The 19,391-nt window shown below is 71.3% G+C and carries 19 protein-coding genes; 4 read left to right on the top strand and 15 right to left on the bottom strand.

The genetic code is table 11. The features are described 5' to 3' along the window. Positions 1 to 49 precede the first annotated feature (49 nt). Positions 50 to 865, top strand: a complete 816-nt coding sequence (locus ACFV88_RS09050; RefSeq protein ID WP_385487661.1) for an SGNH/GDSL hydrolase family protein — start codon at positions 50 to 52, stop codon at positions 863 to 865. Here ACFV88_RS09050 and era read toward each other — a convergent pair. The 7 genes from era to ACFV88_RS09015 form a co-directional block, all read right to left on the bottom strand. Then, complete coding sequence (gene era / locus ACFV88_RS09045) at positions 807 to 1,757, bottom strand: GTPase Era (protein ID WP_385487659.1); 951 nt, start codon at positions 1,755 to 1,757, stop codon at positions 807 to 809. The two genes, ACFV88_RS09050 and era, sit on opposite strands and share 59 nt — an antisense overlap. A gap of 90 nt (positions 1,758 to 1,847) precedes the next feature. Next, positions 1,848 to 2,195: a cytidine deaminase gene (locus ACFV88_RS09040; protein ID WP_385487657.1), complete on the bottom strand. Its 348-nt coding sequence runs from the start codon at positions 2,193 to 2,195 to the stop codon at positions 1,848 to 1,850. Between the two features lie 44 nt (positions 2,196 to 2,239). After that, the gene (locus tag ACFV88_RS09035) at positions 2,240 to 2,596 is read right to left on the bottom strand and encodes an MmcQ/YjbR family DNA-binding protein (RefSeq protein ID WP_385487655.1); all 357 of its coding nucleotides are present in this window, start codon (positions 2,594 to 2,596) and stop codon (positions 2,240 to 2,242) included. Further along, positions 2,593 to 3,903 (bottom strand): hemolysin family protein, encoded by a 1,311-nt coding sequence (locus ACFV88_RS09030; protein WP_385487653.1) that lies wholly within the window; start codon positions 3,901 to 3,903, stop codon positions 2,593 to 2,595. Before ACFV88_RS09030 ends, ACFV88_RS09035 begins: the two co-directional genes overlap by 4 nt. A 4-nt stretch (positions 3,904 to 3,907) precedes the next feature. Then, positions 3,908 to 4,405, bottom strand: coding sequence for an rRNA maturation RNase YbeY (ybeY, locus tag ACFV88_RS09025; RefSeq protein WP_385487651.1), 498 nt, complete (start codon positions 4,403 to 4,405; stop codon positions 3,908 to 3,910). A 12-nt stretch (positions 4,406 to 4,417) separates the two neighbouring features. Further along, the gene (locus ACFV88_RS09020) at positions 4,418 to 5,488 is read right to left on the bottom strand and encodes a PhoH family protein (protein WP_385487649.1); all 1,071 of its coding nucleotides are present in this window, start codon (positions 5,486 to 5,488) and stop codon (positions 4,418 to 4,420) included. A gap of 127 nt (positions 5,489 to 5,615) precedes the next feature. Then, positions 5,616 to 6,773, bottom strand: coding sequence for a carbohydrate kinase family protein (locus ACFV88_RS09015; protein ID WP_385487999.1), 1,158 nt, complete (start codon positions 6,771 to 6,773; stop codon positions 5,616 to 5,618). Between the two features lie 430 nt (positions 6,774 to 7,203). Between ACFV88_RS09015 and ACFV88_RS09010 the strand changes: the two genes are divergently transcribed. Further along, positions 7,204 to 8,472, top strand: coding sequence for an MFS transporter (locus tag ACFV88_RS09010; protein WP_385487647.1), 1,269 nt, complete (start codon positions 7,204 to 7,206; stop codon positions 8,470 to 8,472). 152 nt (positions 8,473 to 8,624) lie between these two features. Here the strand turns inward: ACFV88_RS09010 and ACFV88_RS09005 are convergent, their stop codons facing one another. The 6 genes from ACFV88_RS09005 to ACFV88_RS08980 all read right to left on the bottom strand — a co-directional run bounded on the left by ACFV88_RS09005 (position 8,625) and on the right by ACFV88_RS08980 (position 15,473). Continuing rightward, the gene (locus ACFV88_RS09005) at positions 8,625 to 10,838 is read right to left on the bottom strand and encodes a glycosyl hydrolase family 18 protein (RefSeq protein ID WP_385487996.1); all 2,214 of its coding nucleotides are present in this window, start codon (positions 10,836 to 10,838) and stop codon (positions 8,625 to 8,627) included. 551 nt (positions 10,839 to 11,389) lie between these two features. After that, complete coding sequence (locus tag ACFV88_RS09000) at positions 11,390 to 12,187, bottom strand: phosphotransferase family protein (RefSeq protein ID WP_385487645.1); 798 nt, start codon at positions 12,185 to 12,187, stop codon at positions 11,390 to 11,392. Positions 12,188 to 12,392: 205 nt separating this feature from the next. Further along, positions 12,393 to 12,944, bottom strand: coding sequence for a GNAT family N-acetyltransferase (locus ACFV88_RS08995; RefSeq protein ID WP_385487643.1), 552 nt, complete (start codon positions 12,942 to 12,944; stop codon positions 12,393 to 12,395). Further along, positions 12,941 to 13,579, bottom strand: a complete 639-nt coding sequence (locus ACFV88_RS08990; protein WP_385487641.1) for a lasso peptide biosynthesis B2 protein — start codon at positions 13,577 to 13,579, stop codon at positions 12,941 to 12,943. Before ACFV88_RS08990 ends, ACFV88_RS08995 begins: the two co-directional genes overlap by 4 nt. Continuing rightward, positions 13,576 to 15,273 (bottom strand): albusnodin/ikarugamycin family macrolactam cyclase, encoded by a 1,698-nt coding sequence (locus ACFV88_RS08985; RefSeq protein WP_385487639.1) that lies wholly within the window; start codon positions 15,271 to 15,273, stop codon positions 13,576 to 13,578. The genes ACFV88_RS08990 and ACFV88_RS08985 overlap by 4 nt, the downstream gene beginning before the upstream one ends. A 71-nt stretch (positions 15,274 to 15,344) precedes the next feature. Then, positions 15,345 to 15,473, bottom strand: a complete 129-nt coding sequence (locus ACFV88_RS08980; protein ID WP_385487637.1) for an albusnodin family lasso peptide — start codon at positions 15,471 to 15,473, stop codon at positions 15,345 to 15,347. Between the two features lie 360 nt (positions 15,474 to 15,833). Between ACFV88_RS08980 and ACFV88_RS08975 the strand changes: the two genes are divergently transcribed. Beyond that, the gene (locus ACFV88_RS08975) at positions 15,834 to 17,096 is read left to right on the top strand and encodes a helix-turn-helix transcriptional regulator (protein WP_385487635.1); all 1,263 of its coding nucleotides are present in this window, start codon (positions 15,834 to 15,836) and stop codon (positions 17,094 to 17,096) included. A 14-nt stretch (positions 17,097 to 17,110) separates the two neighbouring features. Further along, a complete protein-coding gene (locus ACFV88_RS08970) occupies positions 17,111 to 17,476 on the top strand; it encodes a hypothetical protein (RefSeq protein ID WP_385487633.1) in 366 nt (121 codons plus the stop codon). Positions 17,477 to 17,533: 57 nt separating this feature from the next. On the opposite strand, the gene ACFV88_RS08965 is transcribed toward ACFV88_RS08970, so the two are convergent. Together ACFV88_RS08965 and ACFV88_RS08960 are read right to left on the bottom strand one after the other, a co-directional pair. Further along, entirely contained in the window at positions 17,534 to 18,097 is a 564-nt protein-coding gene (locus tag ACFV88_RS08965; protein ID WP_385487631.1) for a dihydrofolate reductase family protein, read from the bottom strand. A 105-nt stretch (positions 18,098 to 18,202) separates the two neighbouring features. Further along, on the bottom strand, positions 18,203 to 19,204 hold the full coding sequence (locus ACFV88_RS08960; RefSeq protein WP_385487629.1) for a zinc-binding dehydrogenase: 1,002 nt from the start codon (positions 19,202 to 19,204) through the stop codon (positions 18,203 to 18,205). Positions 19,205 to 19,391: the final 187 nt, after the last annotated feature.

The following is a 19,391-nucleotide window of genomic DNA, read 5'->3' as shown; positions in this document are numbered from 1 at the left end:
CGGAACACCGGCACGTCCTGGACGACCGACGCCACACGAGGGGTTTGTCATGCTGACGCGGAGTACGCGGGCCTTCCGCAAGCACCTGACCCGGCTGCCCGAGGCCGGTGGGGAGACCAGCGGGGTCACCGAGGCACCGGGTGCCGGGTCCCCGGAACCCGCGCTGCGGATGGCGGTGGTCGGCGACTCCGTCGCCGCCGGCGTGGGCGCCCCCGTCCTGCGCGAGGCGCTGCCCGGCGAACTGGCCGCCGCGCTGACGGCGATCACCGGACGGGCCGTTTCCTGGCGGGTGTCCGCCCGCTCGGGCGCCACGCTCTGCTCACTGCGCAAGCACCTGCTGTCCGGACTCACCGACCCGATGACCCGGTGGACACCGGATCTGGTGGTGGTCATGGCGGGCACCAACGACGCGATGCGGCTACGGAGCCCCTGGGCCCTGCGACGGGAGGCGCAGCGGCTGGTCCGGGACATCCGGCTGCGGCTCGGGCCGGACGTGCCGGTGGTCTTCGCGGGGCTCCCCGACCTGCGGGACGTCGACGTGCTGCCCCGGTCGGTCCGCGGGCCGCTGCGGCTGTACGTCACCCTGCTGGACCGGCAGCTGCGCGTGGTCGCGCGGCGGGGCCGGCGCGTCCACCACCTGCACTCCGGCGGGATGCCCGAGTTCCCCGGGCCCTGGATGTCGTCCGATCGCTTCCACCCCTCGGCGCAGGGCTACCGGGCCTGGGCGCGGGTGCTCGCCGGGCGGCTGTCCACCCTGACCGACCCGCCGGCCCCACCGGCGCCGCCCACCGACGGCGCCGGACCGATCAGAATCCGAGCTTGCGCAGCTGGCGGGGGTCGCGCTGCCAGTCCTTGGCGACCTTGACGTGCAGGTCGAGGAAGACGGGCGTGCCGAGCAGCGCCTCGATCTGCTTGCGGGACTTGATCCCGACCTCCTTGAGCCGCTTGCCCTGGGGGCCGATGACGATGCCCTTCTGGCTGGGCCGCTCGATGTAGAGGAAGGCGTGGATGTCCAGCAGCGGCTTGTCGGCGGGGCGGTCCTCGCGGGGCAGCATCTCCTCGACGACCACGGCGATGGAGTGCGGCAGCTCGTCGCGGACCCCTTCGAGCGCGGCCTCCCGGATCAGCTCGGCCACCATGACCTGCTCGGGCTCGTCGGTGAGGTCACCCTCCGGGTACAGCAGGGGCCCCTCGGGCAGCAGCGGGACCAGGAGGTCGGCGAGCAGACCGACCTGCTGGTCTCCGACCGCCGAGACGGGCACGATCTCGGCCCACTCGAAGCCCAGCTCCTTGCCCAGCTGGTCCACGGCGATCAGCTGCTCGGCGAGGGCCTTGGAGTCGACCAGGTCGGTCTTGGTGATGATCGCGACCTTGGGGGTCCGCTTGATCGCCGCGAGCTCCTTGACGATGAAACGGTCGCCGGGGCCGAGCTTCTGGTCGGCGGGCAGGCAGAACCCGATCACGTCGACCTCGGCCCAGGTGGCGCGGACCACGTCGTTGAGCCGCTGTCCGAGGAGCGTCCGGGGCTTGTGCAGTCCCGGGGTGTCCACGAGCACCAGCTGCGCGTCGGGGCGGTGCACGATGCCCCGGACGGTGTGCCGGGTGGTCTGCGGCCGGTTGGAGGTGATCGCGATCTTCTGGCCGACGAGCGCGTTCGTGAGGGTGGACTTGCCCGCGTTGGGCCGCCCCACGAAGCAGGCGAAGCCAGACCGGTGGGTGGCCTCGGCGGGCTCGGATGACGGGGTACGGGCACTCATGACGCCCATTGTCCCCGATCGGCGGGGCGCCGCCGCACCGCACCCGTCCGGCGCAGGTCGACGGCGCCCGGCGCTCCGGGCCCGTGGGCGTCAGACGGTGACCGTGCTGCGCGGCGTCCCGTCCGGTGCGGCGAGGTGCACGGGGGTGCCGGCGCCGCCGAGGTCGCGCACCGCGGCCAGGTCCTCGTCGGGGGCGGTCAGCTCGCCGGTGACCACGGCGGCGGCCTCCAGCGAGGTGGCCCCGGAGGCGACGGCCATGGCGACGGCGGTGCGCAGGGCGCTGAGCCGCAGCGAGGGGAGGTCCACCGGCCCGGCGACGTAGGTCCGGCCGGTCTCGTCCCGTACGGCGGCCCCTTCGGCCACCCCGCCGCGCGCCCGCGCGGAGCGGGCGAGGGTCACGATCTTGCGGTCCTCGGCGCCCAGTTCACTCTCGCTCATGGGCCCCAGCTTAAGGGGCGGATCAAGGGGCCGTCCCGGGCGTCTCAGGGCCGGTCGAGCCGGAGCCGTTCGGCGCGCGGCAGACCCGCGACCACCAGGTCGTAGGAGTCTTCGACCAGCTCCCGCACCGTCCGCACGGGCAGCAGGCCGACGGTCACCGTGTTCCAGTGCCGCTTGTTCATGTGGTAGCCCGGCCGCACGGCTTCGGGGTGCTGCTCGCGCAGCCGCACCGCGTCCTCGGGGTCGCACTTCAGGTTCACGGTCAGCGGGAGCCCGTCGAGCCGGGACAGGGCGAAGAGTTTGCCCCGCACCTTGAAGACGGAGGTCTCGGGCCCGAACGGGAACTCCTCGACGACGGCGTTGAAGGAGAGGCAGAAGGCGCGCAGCTCGTCGGGGCTCACCGGCGGGACGCCCCGGCCGGGCCGACGGTGTCCCCGGGGCCCAGCGGCTCCACCAACACCGTCATGATCTTGTTCCGGCGGCCGGCCGCCGACTCCGCCGTCAACCGCAGGCGGCGCCCGTCCGGGAGGACGACCGAGGCTTCGGCCCCGGCGATCGGGACCCGGCCGAGCGCCTTGGCGAGGAGCCCGCCGACCGTCTCGACGTCCTCGTCGTCGTACGCCTCCAGCCCGTACAGCTCGCCGAGGTCACCGATGTCGAGCCGGGAGGTGACCCGGAAGCGGCCGTCGCCGAGCGGTTCCACCGGGGGCAGTTCGCGGTCGTACTCGTCGGTGATCTCCCCGACGATCTCCTCCAGGATGTCCTCGATGGTGACGATCCCGGCGGTGCCCCCGTACTCGTCGATGACGACGGCGACGTGGTTGCGGTCCTGCTGCATCTCGCGCAGCAGGTCGCCGGCGTTCTTGGTGTCGGGGACGAACGCCGCCGGCCGCATCGAGGTGGAGACCAGCTCCGACTCGGCCTCGCGGCTGATGTGGGTCTTGCGGGCCAGGTCCTTGAGGTAGACGATCCCGACGACGTCGTCCTCGTTCTCCCCGGTGACCGGGATGCGGGAGAACCCGGAGCGCAGGGCGAGCGTGAGGGCCTGGCGAATGGTCTTCCACCGTTCGATGGCGACGAGGTCGGTCCGCGGCACCATGACCTCGCGGACGAGGGTGTCGCCGAGTTCGAAGACGGAGTGCACCATCCGGCGCTCGTCGTCCTCGATCAGGGACTCCTGCTCGGCGAGGTCCACCAGTGCCCGCAGTTCCGCCTCGGAGGCGAACGGCCCGCGCCGGAAGCCCTTGCCGGGGGTGAGGGCGTTGCCGAGGAGGATCAGCAGCGAGGGGATCGGCCCCATGATCCGGGCGAGCGGCACCAGGACGTACGCGGCGACGGTGGCCGTGTTCAGCGGGTGCTGACGTCCGATGGTGCGCGGGGAGACGCCCACGGCGACGTACGAGACCAGGACCATCACGCCGATCGCGAGGAGCAGCGCCTCCCAGGTCTGGTGGAACTCGTTGAGGCAGGCGTAGGTGACGAGCGCCGCCGCGGCCATCTCGCAGGCCACCCGCACCAGCAGGGCGACGTTCAGGTACCGGGTGGGGTCCGCGGTGACCTGGGCGAGCTTCGCCGCGCCGCGCCGTCCGCTGCGGGTCGCCTCCTCGGCGCGGAAGCTGGACATCCGGGCGAGGCCCGCCTCGGCGCAGGCGGCGAGCCAGGCCACGACCACCAGCAGGACCGCGCCGACGATGAGGGGAACGCTCATCGGTTCAGGCGACCGTGGGCGCCGGGGAGGGGCCGGTCAGGCCCTTCTCCTGGCGCCAGCCGTCGACGATCGCGGCCTGGAGTCCGAACATCTCGGCCTTCTCGTCGGGCTCCTCGTGGTCGTAGCCCAGCAGGTGCAGCACTCCGTGGACGGTGAGGAGTTGCAGTTCCTCGTCCATGGTGTGCCCGGTGGGGGCCTCGCGGCCCTGTCGCTCGGCGACCTCGGGGCACAGCACGATGTCCCCGAGCAGGCCCTGCGGGGGCTCCTCGTCGTCCTTGGACGGGGGCCGCAGTTCGTCCATCGGGAAGGACATGACGTCCGTGGGCCCCGGCAGGTCCATCCACTGGATGTGCAGTTGCTCCATGGCGTCGGCGTCGACGACGATCACGGACAGTTCGGAGAGCGGATGGATCCGCATCCTGGCCAGCGCGTAGCGCGCGATGTCGAGGACCGCGTGCTCGTCCACTTCGGTGCCGGATTCGTTGTTGACGTCGATCGCCATGGCTGTGCTGGTCTACTTCCCTCGGCCGCCCCGGCTCGGGCGGGAGCCGCGGTCGGAACCGTTCTCGGTGCCGTTCGCTTGGTCGTACTTCTCGTACGCGTCGACGATACGGCCGACCAGCTTGTGCCGGACGACATCCTGCGAGGTGAGCCGGGAGAAGTGGACGTCATCGACCCCTTCGAGGATGTCCTGCACCTGACGCAGCCCGGACTTGGTGCCGTTCGGCAGGTCGACCTGGGTCACGTCACCGGTGATGACGATCTTCGACTCGAACCCGAGCCGGGTCAGGAACATCTTCATCTGCTCGGGGCTCGTGTTCTGCGCCTCGTCCAGGATGATGAAGGCATCATTAAGGGACCTACCGCGCATATAGGCAAGGGGTGCGACCTCGATGGTTCCGGCGGCCATCAGCCGGGGGATCGAGTCGGGGTCGAGCATGTCGTGCAGCGCGTCGTACAGGGGCCGCAGATACGGGTCGATCTTCTCGTACAGGGTGCCGGGCAGGAAGCCGAGGCGTTCGCCGGCCTCCACCGCGGGGCGGGTCAGGATGATCCGGTTGACCTGCTTGGACTGGAGGGCCTGCACGGCCTTGGCCATGGCCAGGTAGGTCTTGCCGGTGCCCGCGGGGCCGATGCCGAAGACGATGGTGTGCTTGTCGATGGCGTCGACGTAGCGCTTCTGGTTGAGGGTCTTGGGGCGGATGGTGCGGCCCCGGGACGAGAGGATGTTCTGCGTCAGGACCTCGGCGGGGGTCTCCTCGCCGTCGCCCTCGCCGTTCTCACTCGCCCTGAGCATGGCGATCGAGCGTTCCACCGCGTCCTCCGTCATCGGCTGCCCGGTGCGGAGCACCAGCATCATCTCGTCGAACAGGCGCTGGATCAGGGCGACTTCACTGGCGTCGCCGACAGCGCTGATCTCGTTGCCCCGGGCGTGGATGTCGACGTCCGGGAATGCCTTCTCGATCACGCGCAGCAGCGAGTCCCCGGAACCGAGCACGGTGACCATCGGGTGCTTGGCCGGAACGGCGAACCGGGCGCGGGCCCGACCCTCCGTCGCTGCGTGGGCTGTGGGTGTCTGCGTCATGGGCCGGCTCTGTGGCCTGCTCGTCCTCCTCGGGCGGGACGCCTCGGGGCGAGGCGCCTCTGGTGCCCAGGGTACGACGCACCCCGTGCGGGGACCGAGCCCTTTTCCCGGCACCCGCACCGGACCGTCAGACCGTGCTGCGGAACCCGATGGTGGGGACCGCCCGGCGCAGCGGCCAGGGCCGTGCGGTGGCGGGCAGTGGGGGTTCCAGGGCGTCGAGGAAGGCGTACCGGGCGAGGGCGGCCGGGTTCTGCGGGCCGTAGCCGCGCACCTGGCGCCACCAGGCGGCGACCTCCGTCCAGCCGGGCGCGGAGAGCGAGCCGCCGAAGTCCTGGACGGAGAGCGCGGCGGTGAGCCCCGCGAAGGCGACCCGGTCGGCGAGCGGCCAGCCGGCGAGGGTGCCGGTGACGAAGCCGGCGACGAACACGTCCCCGGCGCCGGTCGGGTCCAGCGCCTCGACCTCGATGGCGGGCACCTCGGCGGTCTCCCCGGTGCGCCCGTCGACGGCGTAGGCGCCTTCGGCACCGAGGGTGACGACCGCTACGGGCACCCGTTCGGTCAGGGCGTGGGCAGCGGCGCGGGGGCAGTCGGTGCGGGTGTAGCGCATGGCCTCCTCGGCGTTGGGCAGGAACGCCTCGCAGTGCGCGAGGTCGGGCAGCGCGTCGAGGTCCCAGCGGCCCGTGTCGTCCCAGCCGACGTCACCGAAGAGCCGGGTGCCGGTGCGGGCGGCGGCGCTGATCCAGGGGTCCCGGGTGCCGGGGGCGAGGGAGGCGACGGCGGCCCGGGCGCGGCAGGCGGGGCCGATGGTGCCCGTGGGGTCAGCGGCACCGGTGGGGTCAGCGGCGTCGGCGGCCGGGGGCGGCTCGTGGGCGTGCGACACCATGGTGCGTTCGCCCTCGTAGGCCATGGACACGGTGACCGGGGAGTGCCAGCCGGGGACCCGGCGGGAGGGGGTGAGGTCGATCCCCTCGCCCTGGGCGAGGGCGTCCCAGCAGTAGTCGCCGTAGTGGTCGTCGCCGAACGCGGCGGACAGCGAGGTGCGCAGCCCCAGTCGGGCCAGGGCGGTGGCCATGTTGGCGACGCCGCCGGGGCTGGAGCCCATGCCCCGGGCCCAGGACTCGGTGCCGCGCACGGGGGCGGAGCCGAGTCCGGTGAAGATGATGTCGAGGAAAACGGGTCCGGTGAGGTAGACGTCCCAGGGCGGGTCGTCGGGGGCGCGCAGCGCGGCGAGGGGGTCGTGCCGGGGCCGGGGGCGGGGGCGGGTCGCGTTGTCCCGGTGTTCCAGTGCGGCCTCGGCGGAGTCGGGCTCGGGGGTCGGGCCCGGGCTGCCGACCACGGCCGGGAGGGCTCCGGTGGTGCGGACGTCTTCGGCGGTGGCGGGCCGCGGTGCGGCGTTCGTACGGGGTCCCTGCGGCGGCTGTCCGGCGTGCGTGATCACGATGCGCTCCCCTGAATGGTGCGGGTCCAGGCCAGTGTGCCCGAAGGGGCGGCAGGGTCCAGGCACCTCAGTGAAACCGCGGTAAATACCCGCGAGTCCTCCACTCAAACACCCAAACACCATGATGTGACCTAGATCACATCGGCCAGGTTTCCCCGCCTCCCCCACCGGCCCCGCACGAATTGATACACATGTCCGCGCGCACCGGCCCCGCACGCCCCGGCCGACCCCCCGCGCGCCCCCTTCCGGGCTCGCCCGCACGCCCACCGGAGCGCCCGTGCACCTGCGCCGCACCGCCCCCACCGCACCACCGTTCGTCGCCCTGTACACCGCCGGACAGCTGACCTCGTACCTCCTCCCCACCGTCGTCGCCCGCCTCGGCGACGCCTTCGCCCTCTCCCCCGCCCGGGCGGGAGCCCTCGGCAGCGGACTCCTGCTGTGCTCGGCGGGCGCGGGGGTGCTCCTCGCCTCCCGGGCCGGCCGGTACGGGCCGCGCCGGACCGCCCGGGCGGGACTCCTGCTGGCCCTGGCGGGGTACGGCACCGCCGCCCTCGCGGACACCGTGGAGTACGCGGGGCTCGGCGCGCTGGCCGGTGGTCTCGGCTCGGGCACCGCCGCCGCGATCGCCTCGGCCGGGATCGCCGGCCAGCGCGACCCCCACCGGACCTGCACGCTCGGTCTGCTGAGCCTGTCCGCGCTGGCCGCCGCCGCGTATCTGACGGTCCCGCGGCTCGGGCCCGGCCACACCCCGGTGTTCGCGGTGCTCGCGCTGACCGCCGCCCTGGTGCTGCCCGCGACGGCCCGCCTCACCGATGCGCCCGGCCCCGACTCCGCGCCGGGCGCGACGGACCCGGACCCCTTGCCCTACCGCCACTCGGGGCCGGTGCTGGCGGGCGCGATGGTGTTCTGGGCGATGGCGCAGAACGCGTTGTGGGGGGTCAGCGCCCGGATCGGCGCCGAACAGGCGGGGCTGGACGAGGTCGCGATCGGCGTGGTGTTCGCGGTGGCGCTGGGGGCGGGGCTGCTCGGCGTCGCCGCCGCGGGCGCACTGGGCGCACGCCCGGGACGGGCGCTGCCCATCGGGGTGGGCACGGCGCTGATCGCCTGCTGCATCGCCCTGGCCGCCCGGGCCGAGGGACCGGTGGCCTTCGCGGTCGGGGAGATCGGCTGGAACGCCTGCTACCCGTTCGTCCTCGCCTACCTCACCGGGCTCGCCGCGGCCCTGGACGACCGGGGCCGGTGGGCCGTGCTGGTGGGGGCGGCGAGTTCGCTGGGCATCGCGTGCGGGCCGCTGACCGGGGGGCTGCTGGTGGAGCGGGCCGGGTTCCCGACGATGGGGCTGGTGCTCGGGGCGCTGCTGTTGCTGCTCGTCGTGCCGCTGATGGCGGTGGCACTGCGGGTGGGCGGCCGGGCGGAGTTCGGCATGGCGCTACGGGTCCGGGCGGCCGACCTCCCGGGCGCACCGCACGCAGCGCCCACAGCGCCCACACCCCATGGACCGGACACACCCGAGGCGCCGGACGCGAACGTGTCGGTGACCAGGTGAGGTCGCGTCGGGGGCGCGACTCCCCGCACGAACCGCCCCGGTGCGGGAGCCGTTCGCTGCCCCCGCCGGACGGCGCCCGGTGCTGCGCGACCCTCACCCGCGATCGCGTGCACCGGACACCGCCGGCGGAGCCGTGTCGCGCCGGACGGGTCCTACGGCAGCCCGGTGTGCAGGGCGCTCATCAGGGTGCCGTTCGGGGTGTCACCCGACATCTCCCAGACCATCGCCCCGAGCAGGCCCTTGGCTCTGATCCACTCGGCCTTCTTCCCGATCGACCAGGCGTCGTCGAACGACCACCACTGACCGTTCGGCCCGGTGTACCCGTACGTCGAGACCGACTGTTCGTCGTGGTACACGGTCATGTTCGGATAGTTGCTGATCAGGTTGTGGTACCCGCGGATTCCCGCCTCCTCCGGGAACTGCCCGGTCGCCGCGCCGTTCGCCGTCTGCCACTCGCCGTTGGTCCCGGCCGGCCCGCTGGCGACGTCCTTCCAGCCGCGGCCGTAGAACGGGAACCCGACGGTGAGCTTGCGTGGACTGACCCCCGCGTCGAGATAGGTCTGGATCGCCTTCTCGATGCTGAAGTCGAAGGCGTACGGGTCCTGGGCGTCCTTGCGCAGGTTGGACTGGTGGCCGGTGCGGCCCGGCTCCCAGGAGTTGTCGCTGCCCGCGCCGTGGAAGTCGTAGCCCTGGACGTTGGCGAAGTCGAGGTGCTCGAATATCTTCGACAGGTCCCAACCCGCCTGGATCTTGGCCGGGTCGGCGGGCGTGAACGCGGTCAGCAGCCGGTGTTCGCCGCCGAGCGCGTCGAGCTGCTTGCGGAACTCGGCGATCAGCGCGGTGTTGTTGGCCTTGTCGGCGGCGCTCCAGTGGTTGCCGGGGTGCCCTTCGGCGCCCGGCCACTCCCAGTCGAGGTCGATGCCGTCGAAGATCCCGGCGCCGGTGCCGGGGCCGCCCGCGCCGTTGTAGACGGGCAGGTTGCCCTTGATCCAGACGTCGACGCAGGACCGTACGAACTTCTCCCGTGACGCCGGGGTGGCCGCCGCGTCCGCGAAGTACTTGGAGAACGTCCAGCCGCCGAGCGACACGACGAACTTCAGGTGGGGGTACTTGGCCTTCAGCTTCTTGATCTGGTTGAAGTTGCCGCGCAGCTTGCCCCAGCCGTCGTCCGCCACTCCGTCCACGGACTGGGCCGCGGACATGGGCCGTGCGTAGTCGGCGTCCGCGTCACCCGCGCCGGTTCCCTCGTTGGGGTCCTGCGGGTTGCCGGAGACGCCCTTGGTCACGCCCGCCTGACAGGTGAAGTTGACCGGATCGATGTTCTGGAAGGCGTAGTTGACGACGTCCAGCTTGGCCGCCGCCCCGGAGGTGTCGAGGTTCTTGATGAAGAACTGGCGTCCGTAGATGCCCCATTGGCTGAAGTAGCCGACCTTGTAGTAGTTCCCCGGACCCGCGACGTCATCGGTGGTGACGCTCAGCGCATTGGACGCCGGCGACGCATTGTCCGCGGTGTCCCGGGCCTTGACCGTGAAGGTGTAGGTGGTGGCCGGCGACAGCCCCTCCACCGTCGCGGTCGTGCCGGCCACCGTCTTGACCAGGGTGGCGCCCCGGTAGACGTCGTACGCGGCGACGGCCACGTTGTCGGTGGAGGCGTTCCACGCGAGGAGCGCGGTGGACGCGGTCTTGCTGGTCAGCCGGAGGTTGCCCGGGGCGGTCGGTGGCGTCGGATCGGACGCCGGATCGACGGTGCGGAAGGTGAACGCCGGGCTGGGCGGCCCGGTGTTGCCCCGGCTGTCCTTCGCCCGGACGGTGACGGTGTAGCTCGCCGCCGGGGTCAGTCCGGTGAGGGTCGCGCTGACGCTGTCGGAGGTGGCGAGCACGGTACCGCCGCTCACCACCTCGTACGAGGCCACCGGGTAGTCACCCGCGCTCGCGGCCGGCCAGGTCAGCGCGGCGGTGCGGGCGGTGATGGCGGTGGACGACGGGGTTCCTGGCGCCGTGGGCGGTACGTCCGGCGTGCCGTCGCACTTGTCCCCGTTGACGGTGCACCCGGTGGGCGTGCCGACGGGGCCGTTGGCCACGAACCAGTAGCTCCACGGTTCGCTGGTGCCGCCGGCCGGGATGGTGGCGTTGTAGTACGCGTTCTTGACGGTGACCTTGTTGCCGTTGACCGTCGCGTCACCGTGGTAGTGACCGCTGACGGACACCCCGGCCGGCAGGTCGAAGGCGAGGGTCCAGCCGGTGACCGGCGCGGTGCCGGTGTTGCGGATGACGTACGTGCCCTTCCACCAGGAACCGTTGTTCTGCGTGGTGAAGCTGGCGGTGAGGGTCCCGGCCGCCTGCGCGGGGCTGGCGAGTGCGGTCATCGAGGCGAGCGGGAGGACCAGTACGGCGAGGACCGTGAGGAGTCTGCGCGGGGGCCGACGGGTGCTCGTGCGGTGCGCCGGGCGGGGTCCCGTCCGGGCGGGGGTACAGGTACGGACGGCCGCGTGCGCGGTGGCACGGAGGCGGCCGAGTACGCGTCTGTTCCCGGTGGCTCTCGTCGCGCTGGTGCGTCTGGTGTGTGGGGTGTCTCCGGTGGGGGTTCGTCTGCGGAACATGTGGCTCTCCCTTGTCGATGTGGGAGGAATCGGGAGCAGCTGAACGTTCGACTGGGACGGGTGCGATGCCTGGCGGCGGTGCCGTGCCCCTGTGATTGACGCTGTGGGGTACCGCTGTGGGGTGGCGCTGTGGGGTGGCGCTGTGTCGTATCGCTGTGGGGTGGCGCTGTACGGGCCGGGGTGCCGTGGGGGTCGCACCGACGCTAGCGCGTGTACATGACACTTCGAAGCTACTTGGTCTGTACCACCTCGGGAACCCATCGCGACGGTACCGATTGCGCCACATGTGGCGCCCGGCCGCGCGGACGAGTGGCCCCCTACTGCTGCGTCGCGTCGAGCAGATGCCGGAAGTAGGCGTTGCCGAGCAACGCGTCCTTCTCCCCCACCTGCGCCGTCCAGCTGCGACAGGTCACGTTCACGAACGCTTCGACCGCCGTGCGCTCCGCCTCGCGCCAGTGCGGGAGGCCGGACAGCCACGTCAGCGCGTCCTCGGGCGCGTGCCCGTAGGTCATCAACCACGTGGCCAGGTACGCGGCGTCGACCCATCCGGGCCCGAGTGCGGGCATGGCCCAATCCACGACGTACGCGTCCCCGGACGCACCCATCAGGACGTTGTGCGGGTTGGTGTCCGTGTGGAGCAGGTGCGCGCCCTGGAGCGCGTCCGCCTCGCCGGGGCGCAGGTGCGCGGCGAACCGGTCCGCCAACCGCGGAAGCGCCACGCGCGGCGCCGGCAGCTCGCCCATCCGGCGCGCGGTTCGGGTGAGCGCGTCCAGGTCTCCCGTGCCGGGCTCGTAGTCGACGTGCCGCCCCTCGACGTGCGTGAACGCCAGGCACCGCCATCCGTCGAGTTCGAAGCGGTGCCGGATGGCCGGGCCGACCCCGCGCACGAGTTCGTTGACCCGCTCCTCGTAGCGCAGCCCGTCCAACCCGGCGGGGTCGGAGGTGCAGACACCCTTCAGGAACAGGGGGCCGTCTACGCGGGTGCGGATCACCACCGCGAGCGAACAGTTCAGCCCTTCGTCCACGGGTGCGATCCCGGTCACCTCACCGGTTCGCCCCTCCACCACCGCCCTTAGGTCGACGGGCAGTTGGTCCCAGTGGAAGCGTTCGGGCATGGTGCACCTCTCGTGGTGAGCAGGGGGCGCCCCGGAACGGCGCCCCCTCGGTTGACGGCTCAGGTGCGCTGCGTGGCACCGCGCCGACCGATGTCACGACGGCGGGGCCTCAGGGGCCGGGATCCGACGCCGGGCCCGGCCAAACCCCAGAGCGGGCAGGACACCGGCCAAACGCCGCGCCAGCCTCAGCGTGGGCACCGAGTGATCAGGCGGGGTCGGTGACCACCAGGTGGTCGTCGGCGACGGCGTCCATCAGGAGTTCGTCGCAGGGCTGTCCCTGCCAGTAGCCGGACTGGCGGAGGCGACCTGCGGGCTGGAAGCCGGCCTTCTGATAGGCCGCCACGCCCGCCGCGTTTGGCTCCAGGACCTTGAGCCAGACCATGCGGAGGGCGGTGTACTCGAACGCCCAGCGCAGGGTCAGGGAAGTGGCCTCGGTGGCGAGGCCCCTGCCCCGTGCTTCCGGGGCCATCAGGATCACGAACTCCGCTGTCCGTACCGCCCCGTCGATCTGGAGCGTGGTGAGTCCAACCGGCGTGTGATCGTCAGCGGTGACCACCTCGAACTGGGGGTAGTCGCGGTTGGCCCGCTGACGCTCCCAGCCCCCCGAACGAGCTTCCCAGGACTGGGGGACCTGGGTCCCGAAGCCGAGGATGGTGCCGGGGTCGTTCTCCCAGCGGTGGTAGTCGGGCAGGTGATCACGCTCAGGAAGGACCAGCGCGACACATTCGCCGGTGAGCAGGATCTGCGGGGTAGTCATCGGTACCTCTTCGCTTTGGTTGCTGGGGTGTTGAGGGGTGTGTAGTCGTCAGTCTGGTCGGGTTCCTCGACCGGGCAGGCGTGAACATCGCAGATCCAGGCGTGAAACCTGATCGGGTCGGTGGCGATACCGTGCCGCCAGACACCGCCCCAGCCGCAGCACGCGAGCAACAGCGAGACCGCCGTGGATTCCTCCAGACAGGCGACCCGGGCGGGCAGGACCCGGGCCACCCAGCGGACGGAGCGGACCGCGAGCGCCGCTTGTCGCCGGGGTGGAGGCGGGAAGTTCCGGCCGGACTCGGCAAGGCGGACCAGACGACCAAAGCGTGTTCCGCGGTTACCGAACTGTCGTACGGCGAGCATGTACAGAAGCAGCACCGCCGCGGCCAGTGCCCATCGCCATGGGGGGCGGGTAAGGAGCGGGAGACAGGCGGCCGATTCACTGGTCCCCCAGGAGATCGCGGATGCCTGAACGGTCACGGGAGCCGGAGCCGCGCTGTGCTGCAGGGCGTCGAGCCAGCCGGCCAGTGTGGTCCCGGTGAGGACCGTGGTGGAGCCGGTCCGGTAGTCGATGATCACCCCGGTGCGGCCGATGATCGCCGTACGGGTGTGCCTGGTCGGGACGGGTACGATCATCGCCGCTTCTCCCAACGCACGAGCTGTGGCGCCGTTCCGGAGGCGCGGAGCCACAACTCCGTACCGAGGACCGGTTCGATCAGTCCCCAGGGGATATCGACCCCCAGTGCGCCCCGGCGGAGCAGCGATCGCAGGATGGCCGGCCGAACCAGTCCGAGACCGGCGAGGTGCCCGTCCGCCAGGTCCAGGGCACGGCCCAGGTTGGCGCGGAGACCATGATGGTGGTCCATGGCGAACCGCCCCTTCGACCCGCGTCGCACCACTGAGTCGGGCAGCAGGTTCCGGACGGCGTCGACCAAGAGCGGCTTGTAGTGGTGGGCCGACCAACGTTCGTCGGCGGGGACGGCGAGGACGGAATCCAGGATTCGCGCGTCGGTGAACGGGTTGTGCATCTCGATCCCGAACGCGGCGGCCAGCTGGTTCTCCGTAGCAGCCGTGCGGCCGACATAGCGACACTCGGCGAGGAGATGACGGTCGGCGTACCTCAGAGAACTGCCGTGCGGACAGGGCGAGACGACAGCATCCGCCAGGTCGAAGGCATCGCTGGTCAGCCAGGGTTTCGGGCCCGAGGTACCACCCAGTCGATCAGGGTGCTTCCAGGCCGTGGACAGGACAGGCCAGGGGCTCGCCCGATGGAGACGCGCCCACGACTGGGCGTCCCAGGCGAGGCGAAGCAGACGCCCCGAGCGGACGAGGTCGGCCAGGTGCGTCGGCGGCGGCATGAAGAGGGAATCACCGCCGTCACCCGTGAGGTGGACCTCGACTTCCTCGGATGCCACCAGCACGAACTGTGAGAAGAGCTGAGCGATGGTGATGGCGGATGGTGCCGGCTCATCGGTGAGGACCAGCGCGTCGAGATCCGTGAAAGGGAGGTGTTCCCGACCCAGTGGCATCAGACGGTGCCGGATAGTGGGGAAGGCCCGTGCCACCTCGCGGGCGTGGTCGGTGTCGCCGCCCCTCTCCCTTCCCTTCGGGTGGTGGGTGATCCCTATGACCGGGCCGCATCGGGCAGCATGGGCGGCCAGCGTGCTGGAGTCCAGTCCACCGGACAGGTCCGAGGAGGTCACCCGGCCAGCCGCGCGGATCAGGACGCTGTCCGCCAAGTCGTCCCGCAGCCGCCGGACGGATTCGGCCCGGGTGCCCGAGAAGGGTTCCCAGTACGGGACACAGGCCGATGCCCCCTTCGGCGAGACGGTCCACCGATGTCCGGGCGGCACCTGTTCCACGTCAGTCCACGCCGAGCGTCCAGGGGTCCATGCGGTCGGGTCGGTCAGATGCGCGGCAAGCCACCGACGGTCCGGCCCGCTTCCGAGCAGCGAGGCGAGCGCCAGTGAACTGGACGACCACAGGAGGGTGTCAGGCGTTCGCGCGAGGTAGAGGGGGCAGGCGCCAGCCGGGTCCGCCCACAGGGTGAACGTACCCTTCCCGTTGTCCAGGGCGAGGGCGTAGGCACCCGTCCAGGCGGTCACCGCCGTATCCAGTTCGTCGGTACTGGCGTGGTCTGCAAGGCGTTCCAACTCGGCATCCACCGCTCCGCAGGGGCCGAAGACCGCGAGCCGTCCGCCATTTCTCCCCGCGGCCAACCGTACGGTCGCACGCATCGACCAGACACGAGGCTCGTTCCACACGATCTGGGCACCGATCGGGGCAGGACCCGGATGGGATGAGGCAAGTGCCCCACCGAACCGTCCCATGTGATCACCTCCAAAGGGTTCGGGCCGGAATGGAACGGCGACATCTCACATCGAGATGCCGCCGTTGAAGATCAGCAGTCGTACGGGGAGCGCTTGTTCTCTACGCTGTTGCTGTTGCCGCCCTGGGTCAGCAGAGCCGCGTTCTCCAGGGGCACGACCTCCTCGTCCGGGTCGATCCCCGGCTGAGTGGTGTCCGTCATGATGTTCACCTCCCTTCGTGGTCGATCGGGTGCGGCGGGGCACGGTGCTCCCCGGCCCTGCGGGACGTAAAAGCCTCCAGTCTTCGGACAGCCACGTGTGGGTAATGGCCTGGATGAGCGGAACGAAAGAACGCGACACCGCTCCTGTACGGGTGTGCTCTGCTGTCGCGCACGGCGTCGGGTGGGAGGGGCGGAGCGAGCCCCTGGTGCTCCGGTGCCGATCCAGACGGACAACGCCCGCTCGCGACAACACCAAGGAAAGCGTGGGGAGCACGAGGACTCCACGGCATCGATGCGGCAGCCTTGATGCACATCCGGGCACATGATCGTCACGGGACGAGTTCATGGGAGGGAGCCGGTATGGGATTGGCGGAACGGCGCAGGGCCCTGGGCTACAGTCAGGAAAAGTTAGCCCAGTTACTCGGCGTGGACCGTACAACGGTCGGACGTTGGGAGAGCAGCAGGGGGGTACCGCAGCCGCTCCAGCGGCCGGGTTTGGCGGCAGCTCTCGACGTCGGCCTCGATGAGCTGGACGTGCTGCTGAACCAACCGCGATCCGCGGACCGAGCAGTGGCCGGCGGGCAGCCTTCCAGCGGCCATCCGTACCCGAGAGCGGGAGACCCTGACGAGATGATCCGCCGTGAATTCCTCCGCCTTCTGAGCGTGAGCGGGGCGCTGACCGCCTTGCCCGCCGACGAGGCCGCCGCCCTCACGGACGGAGTTCGCCGGGGGGCACCCGCCGACTTCGCCCGCATGAACAGCCACCTCTGGCAGGTCTACCAACTCGCCCGTTCCAAGGGGGCGGTCTATCCCGTCGTCAGGGAGCAGCTGATGACCCTCAGCGAAGCCCTGAGCACGAGCCGAGGCACTTCCCGCCCTCTGCTACACGCAGCGGCCGACCTCTTCCAGCTCGCGGGCGAGGTGGCCTTCGACGCGAACCGGTACACCGATGCCGCCGCCTCCTACGCGCTCGCGGCCTCCGTCAGCAAGGACGCCGGCGCGTACGACCTGTGGGCGTGCGCCCTCGTCCGGCATGCCTACGTGGACATGTCCGGCCGCCGATACCACCACGCCGTGCAGATGCTCGAGGTCGCCGAGCGGCTGGCCTCCCGGGGCAACGGCGCTCTGGCCACCCGGCACTGGATCGCGTCGGTCCAAGCCGAGGCGTACGCGGGTCTCGGTGATCTCTCCGCGTGCGAGCGTGCCCTGGAGCAGGCCGAGCAGGTCAAGGAGCTACCTGCGGGGAGCACCAATCGCGGATGGCTCCGCTTCGACGGCACGAGGCTCGCGGAGGAGCGCGGAGCGCGGTACGTCCGGCTTGGCCGACTCGACCTGGCCGAGGAGACCCTGAGCCGGGCGCTGGAACAGAGTGAGCTCGCCTCCGGGCAGTCGTACCGACGACGGGGCACTGTGCTGACCGATCTGGCCTCCATCGGTGCGCAGCGGAACGACCCCGAGCAGGTCAGCGTGTACGGGCGGGAAGCTGTCCAGCTCGCCCGAGCATCATCGTCCGGCTACGTCGCCCGTAGACTCCACGATCTGTGCGACGAGTTCGGGCCCTTGAGCCGCGACCACCGCGTGGCGGAGCTGGGAGCGGAGATCGCCGCGCTGAGGACGCCGTGACGAGAGGGGTTGGCATGTCGCAGACCGAAGGCGCACGACTGTTCCGGGAGGCGTGGATCGCGGGGGTGCGCCAACACTTCCCCGGCGAGCCGAAGGCCGGATACGTCACCCCCTGGGAGGACACTCCGGAGTGGGAACGCCAGGCCGCCGGCTCCGTATACGAGCAGGTCCGCCACTTCATCGAGATCAGCGGCGGGCATGCGACCCGACTGTCCCGGGAGCAGAAGAGCCGCTTCGTCGCCACCTGCTGGACCGCCCAGATGTTCAAACAGTTCGAGGACCCGAAGCCGGGGTACGTGGCCGACTGGCCCGATCTTCCCGTGTGGCAACAGGAGACCGACGCGGACATTTTCGAAGCCATCCAGAAGGCGTTGGGCTGAGTACCCGGCATGGCCTTGCCCGGTAAGTGGGGCTGCCTCCTTCGACGACCGGACGTGTCAGCGGGCCACCCGGTACCGGAGGTAGACGAACCGTGAGCTGAACGTGCGGGTCTCGACCAGTTCGAGGTCCACTCGGCGTTCGTGCCGGGGGAAGAACGGGATGCCGCCGCCGACCAACACCGGGTAGACCACGGCCCGGTACTCGTCGATCAGGCCCGCCTCGGCGGCTTCCGCCGCCAGCCTCGCGCCGCCGATCGCGATCTCGCCCTCCCCCGGCTCGGCGCGCAACCGCTCGATCTCCTCCACCAGGCCGCCGGCAGCCAAGCGGGCGTTGCCCTGCACCGTCGACAGCGTGTGGGAGAACACCACCTTGGGGAGCGGGTTCCAGAGCGCGATCCATTCGCGCTGCGCGTCGTCGAGCGAGGCGTCCTGGTCGGCGGTCTCCCAGTACAGCATCGTCTCGTACAGCCGCCGCCCCAGCAGATGGACGTCGACCCCGCGGATCTCGTCGATCCAGAAGCGGAAGACGTCCGGGTCGGGGGCCGTCCAGTCGAAGGTGCCGTCCGGCCCGACGATGTAGCCGTCCAGGGAGACGCTCATCGAGTAGGTCACGTTGCGCATCGGAAGTCCTCCTCGGTCACGGGGTCCGACCCTACGACCGGGAGCCGTCACGGGACCCGTCGCGACGCGCGCGATCCCCCGGGGTCTCGGGGATCGCCCCGCGTCTCACCCCAGGGTGAGGACCAGCTTGCCGAACTGGCTGCCGCCGGCCAGTTCGGCCAACGCCTCCGCCCCCTCGGCCAGCGGGAACGCCCGGTGCACGACCGGACGGAGACGGTGTTCGGCGACGAACGCCAGCATCGCGTGGAACTCCTCCGCGCTGCCCATCGAGGTCCCCAACAGGCTGATCTGCCGGAAGAACAGTTCGCGCAGCGACAGCGTGACGTCCGCGCCGGTCGTCGCGCCCAGCGTCACGAACCTGCCGCCGGGGCGCAGCGCGGCGAGCGCGGGTGCGAACGTCGCCGATCCGATGCTGTCGACCACCAGATCGGCCGGCCGGACCAGTTCGGCGGCCCAGTCCGCGTCGCTGCGCAGGGTGTGGTCCGCGCCCAACTCCCGTGCCCGGCGGAGCTTTTCCTCGCTGCGGGAGGTGACGCTGACGGTCGCGCCCGCCGCCTTGGCCATGGCGAGGGCGATCGTCGCCACCCCGCCGCCGATGCCGGGCAGCAGCACGTGTTCGCCCGGAGCGAGGGCGCCGCGGGTGAAGAGCGCCCGGTACGCGGTGACGGCGGAGAGCGGGAGGGCGGCGGCCTCCGCCCAGTCCAGGTGCCCGGGCTTCGGGAGGACATTGCGCGCCGGTACGACCACGTACTGCGCGAACGTGCCCTGGGTCGGGCCGCCCAGGATGCCGGGCACCTCCGGCACCTCCGAGGCGCGGTCCCAGTCCAGTGTGGGGTTGATGATCACCTCGTCGCCCACGGCGAGGCCGGTGCCGGTGACCCCGTCTCCGGTCGCGGCGACGAGGCCCGCGCCGTCGGCCCCCAGGACCAGCGGGGCGTCGGCCGGCGTCCGGGCACCGGCGACGAAGAGGTCCCGGTGGTTGAGTCCGGCCGCCTTCAGTTCGATGAGGACGTCCCCGGGGCCCACGTGCTGCACCGCGGTCTCGTTCACGGCCACACCGGCGAGCCCGCCGGGTCCGTCGTGCGTCACGGCCTTCATGCGTTCCATCACCACTCCATCGGTCGGTTGCGTGCCCCGTTCAGCTACTTCTTCACCCTGTCACGGCACCGGTCCGCAGCCATGTGGCGGCCCGTGTCCCCCGGAGGGCGGGGAGCGGGAACGTGCCTGGTCATGGCGGTACAACCAAGGGGCCCCCTCGTAGGTCTGGATCTCGATACCAGCACTGCTGCGCTGC

It is taken from the genome of Streptomyces sp. NPDC059816 (genome assembly GCF_042732055.1).
Classification (GTDB): Bacteria; Actinomycetota; Actinomycetes; order Streptomycetales; family Streptomycetaceae; genus Streptomyces.
This window is presented reverse-complemented; position numbering and strand designations above follow the sequence as displayed.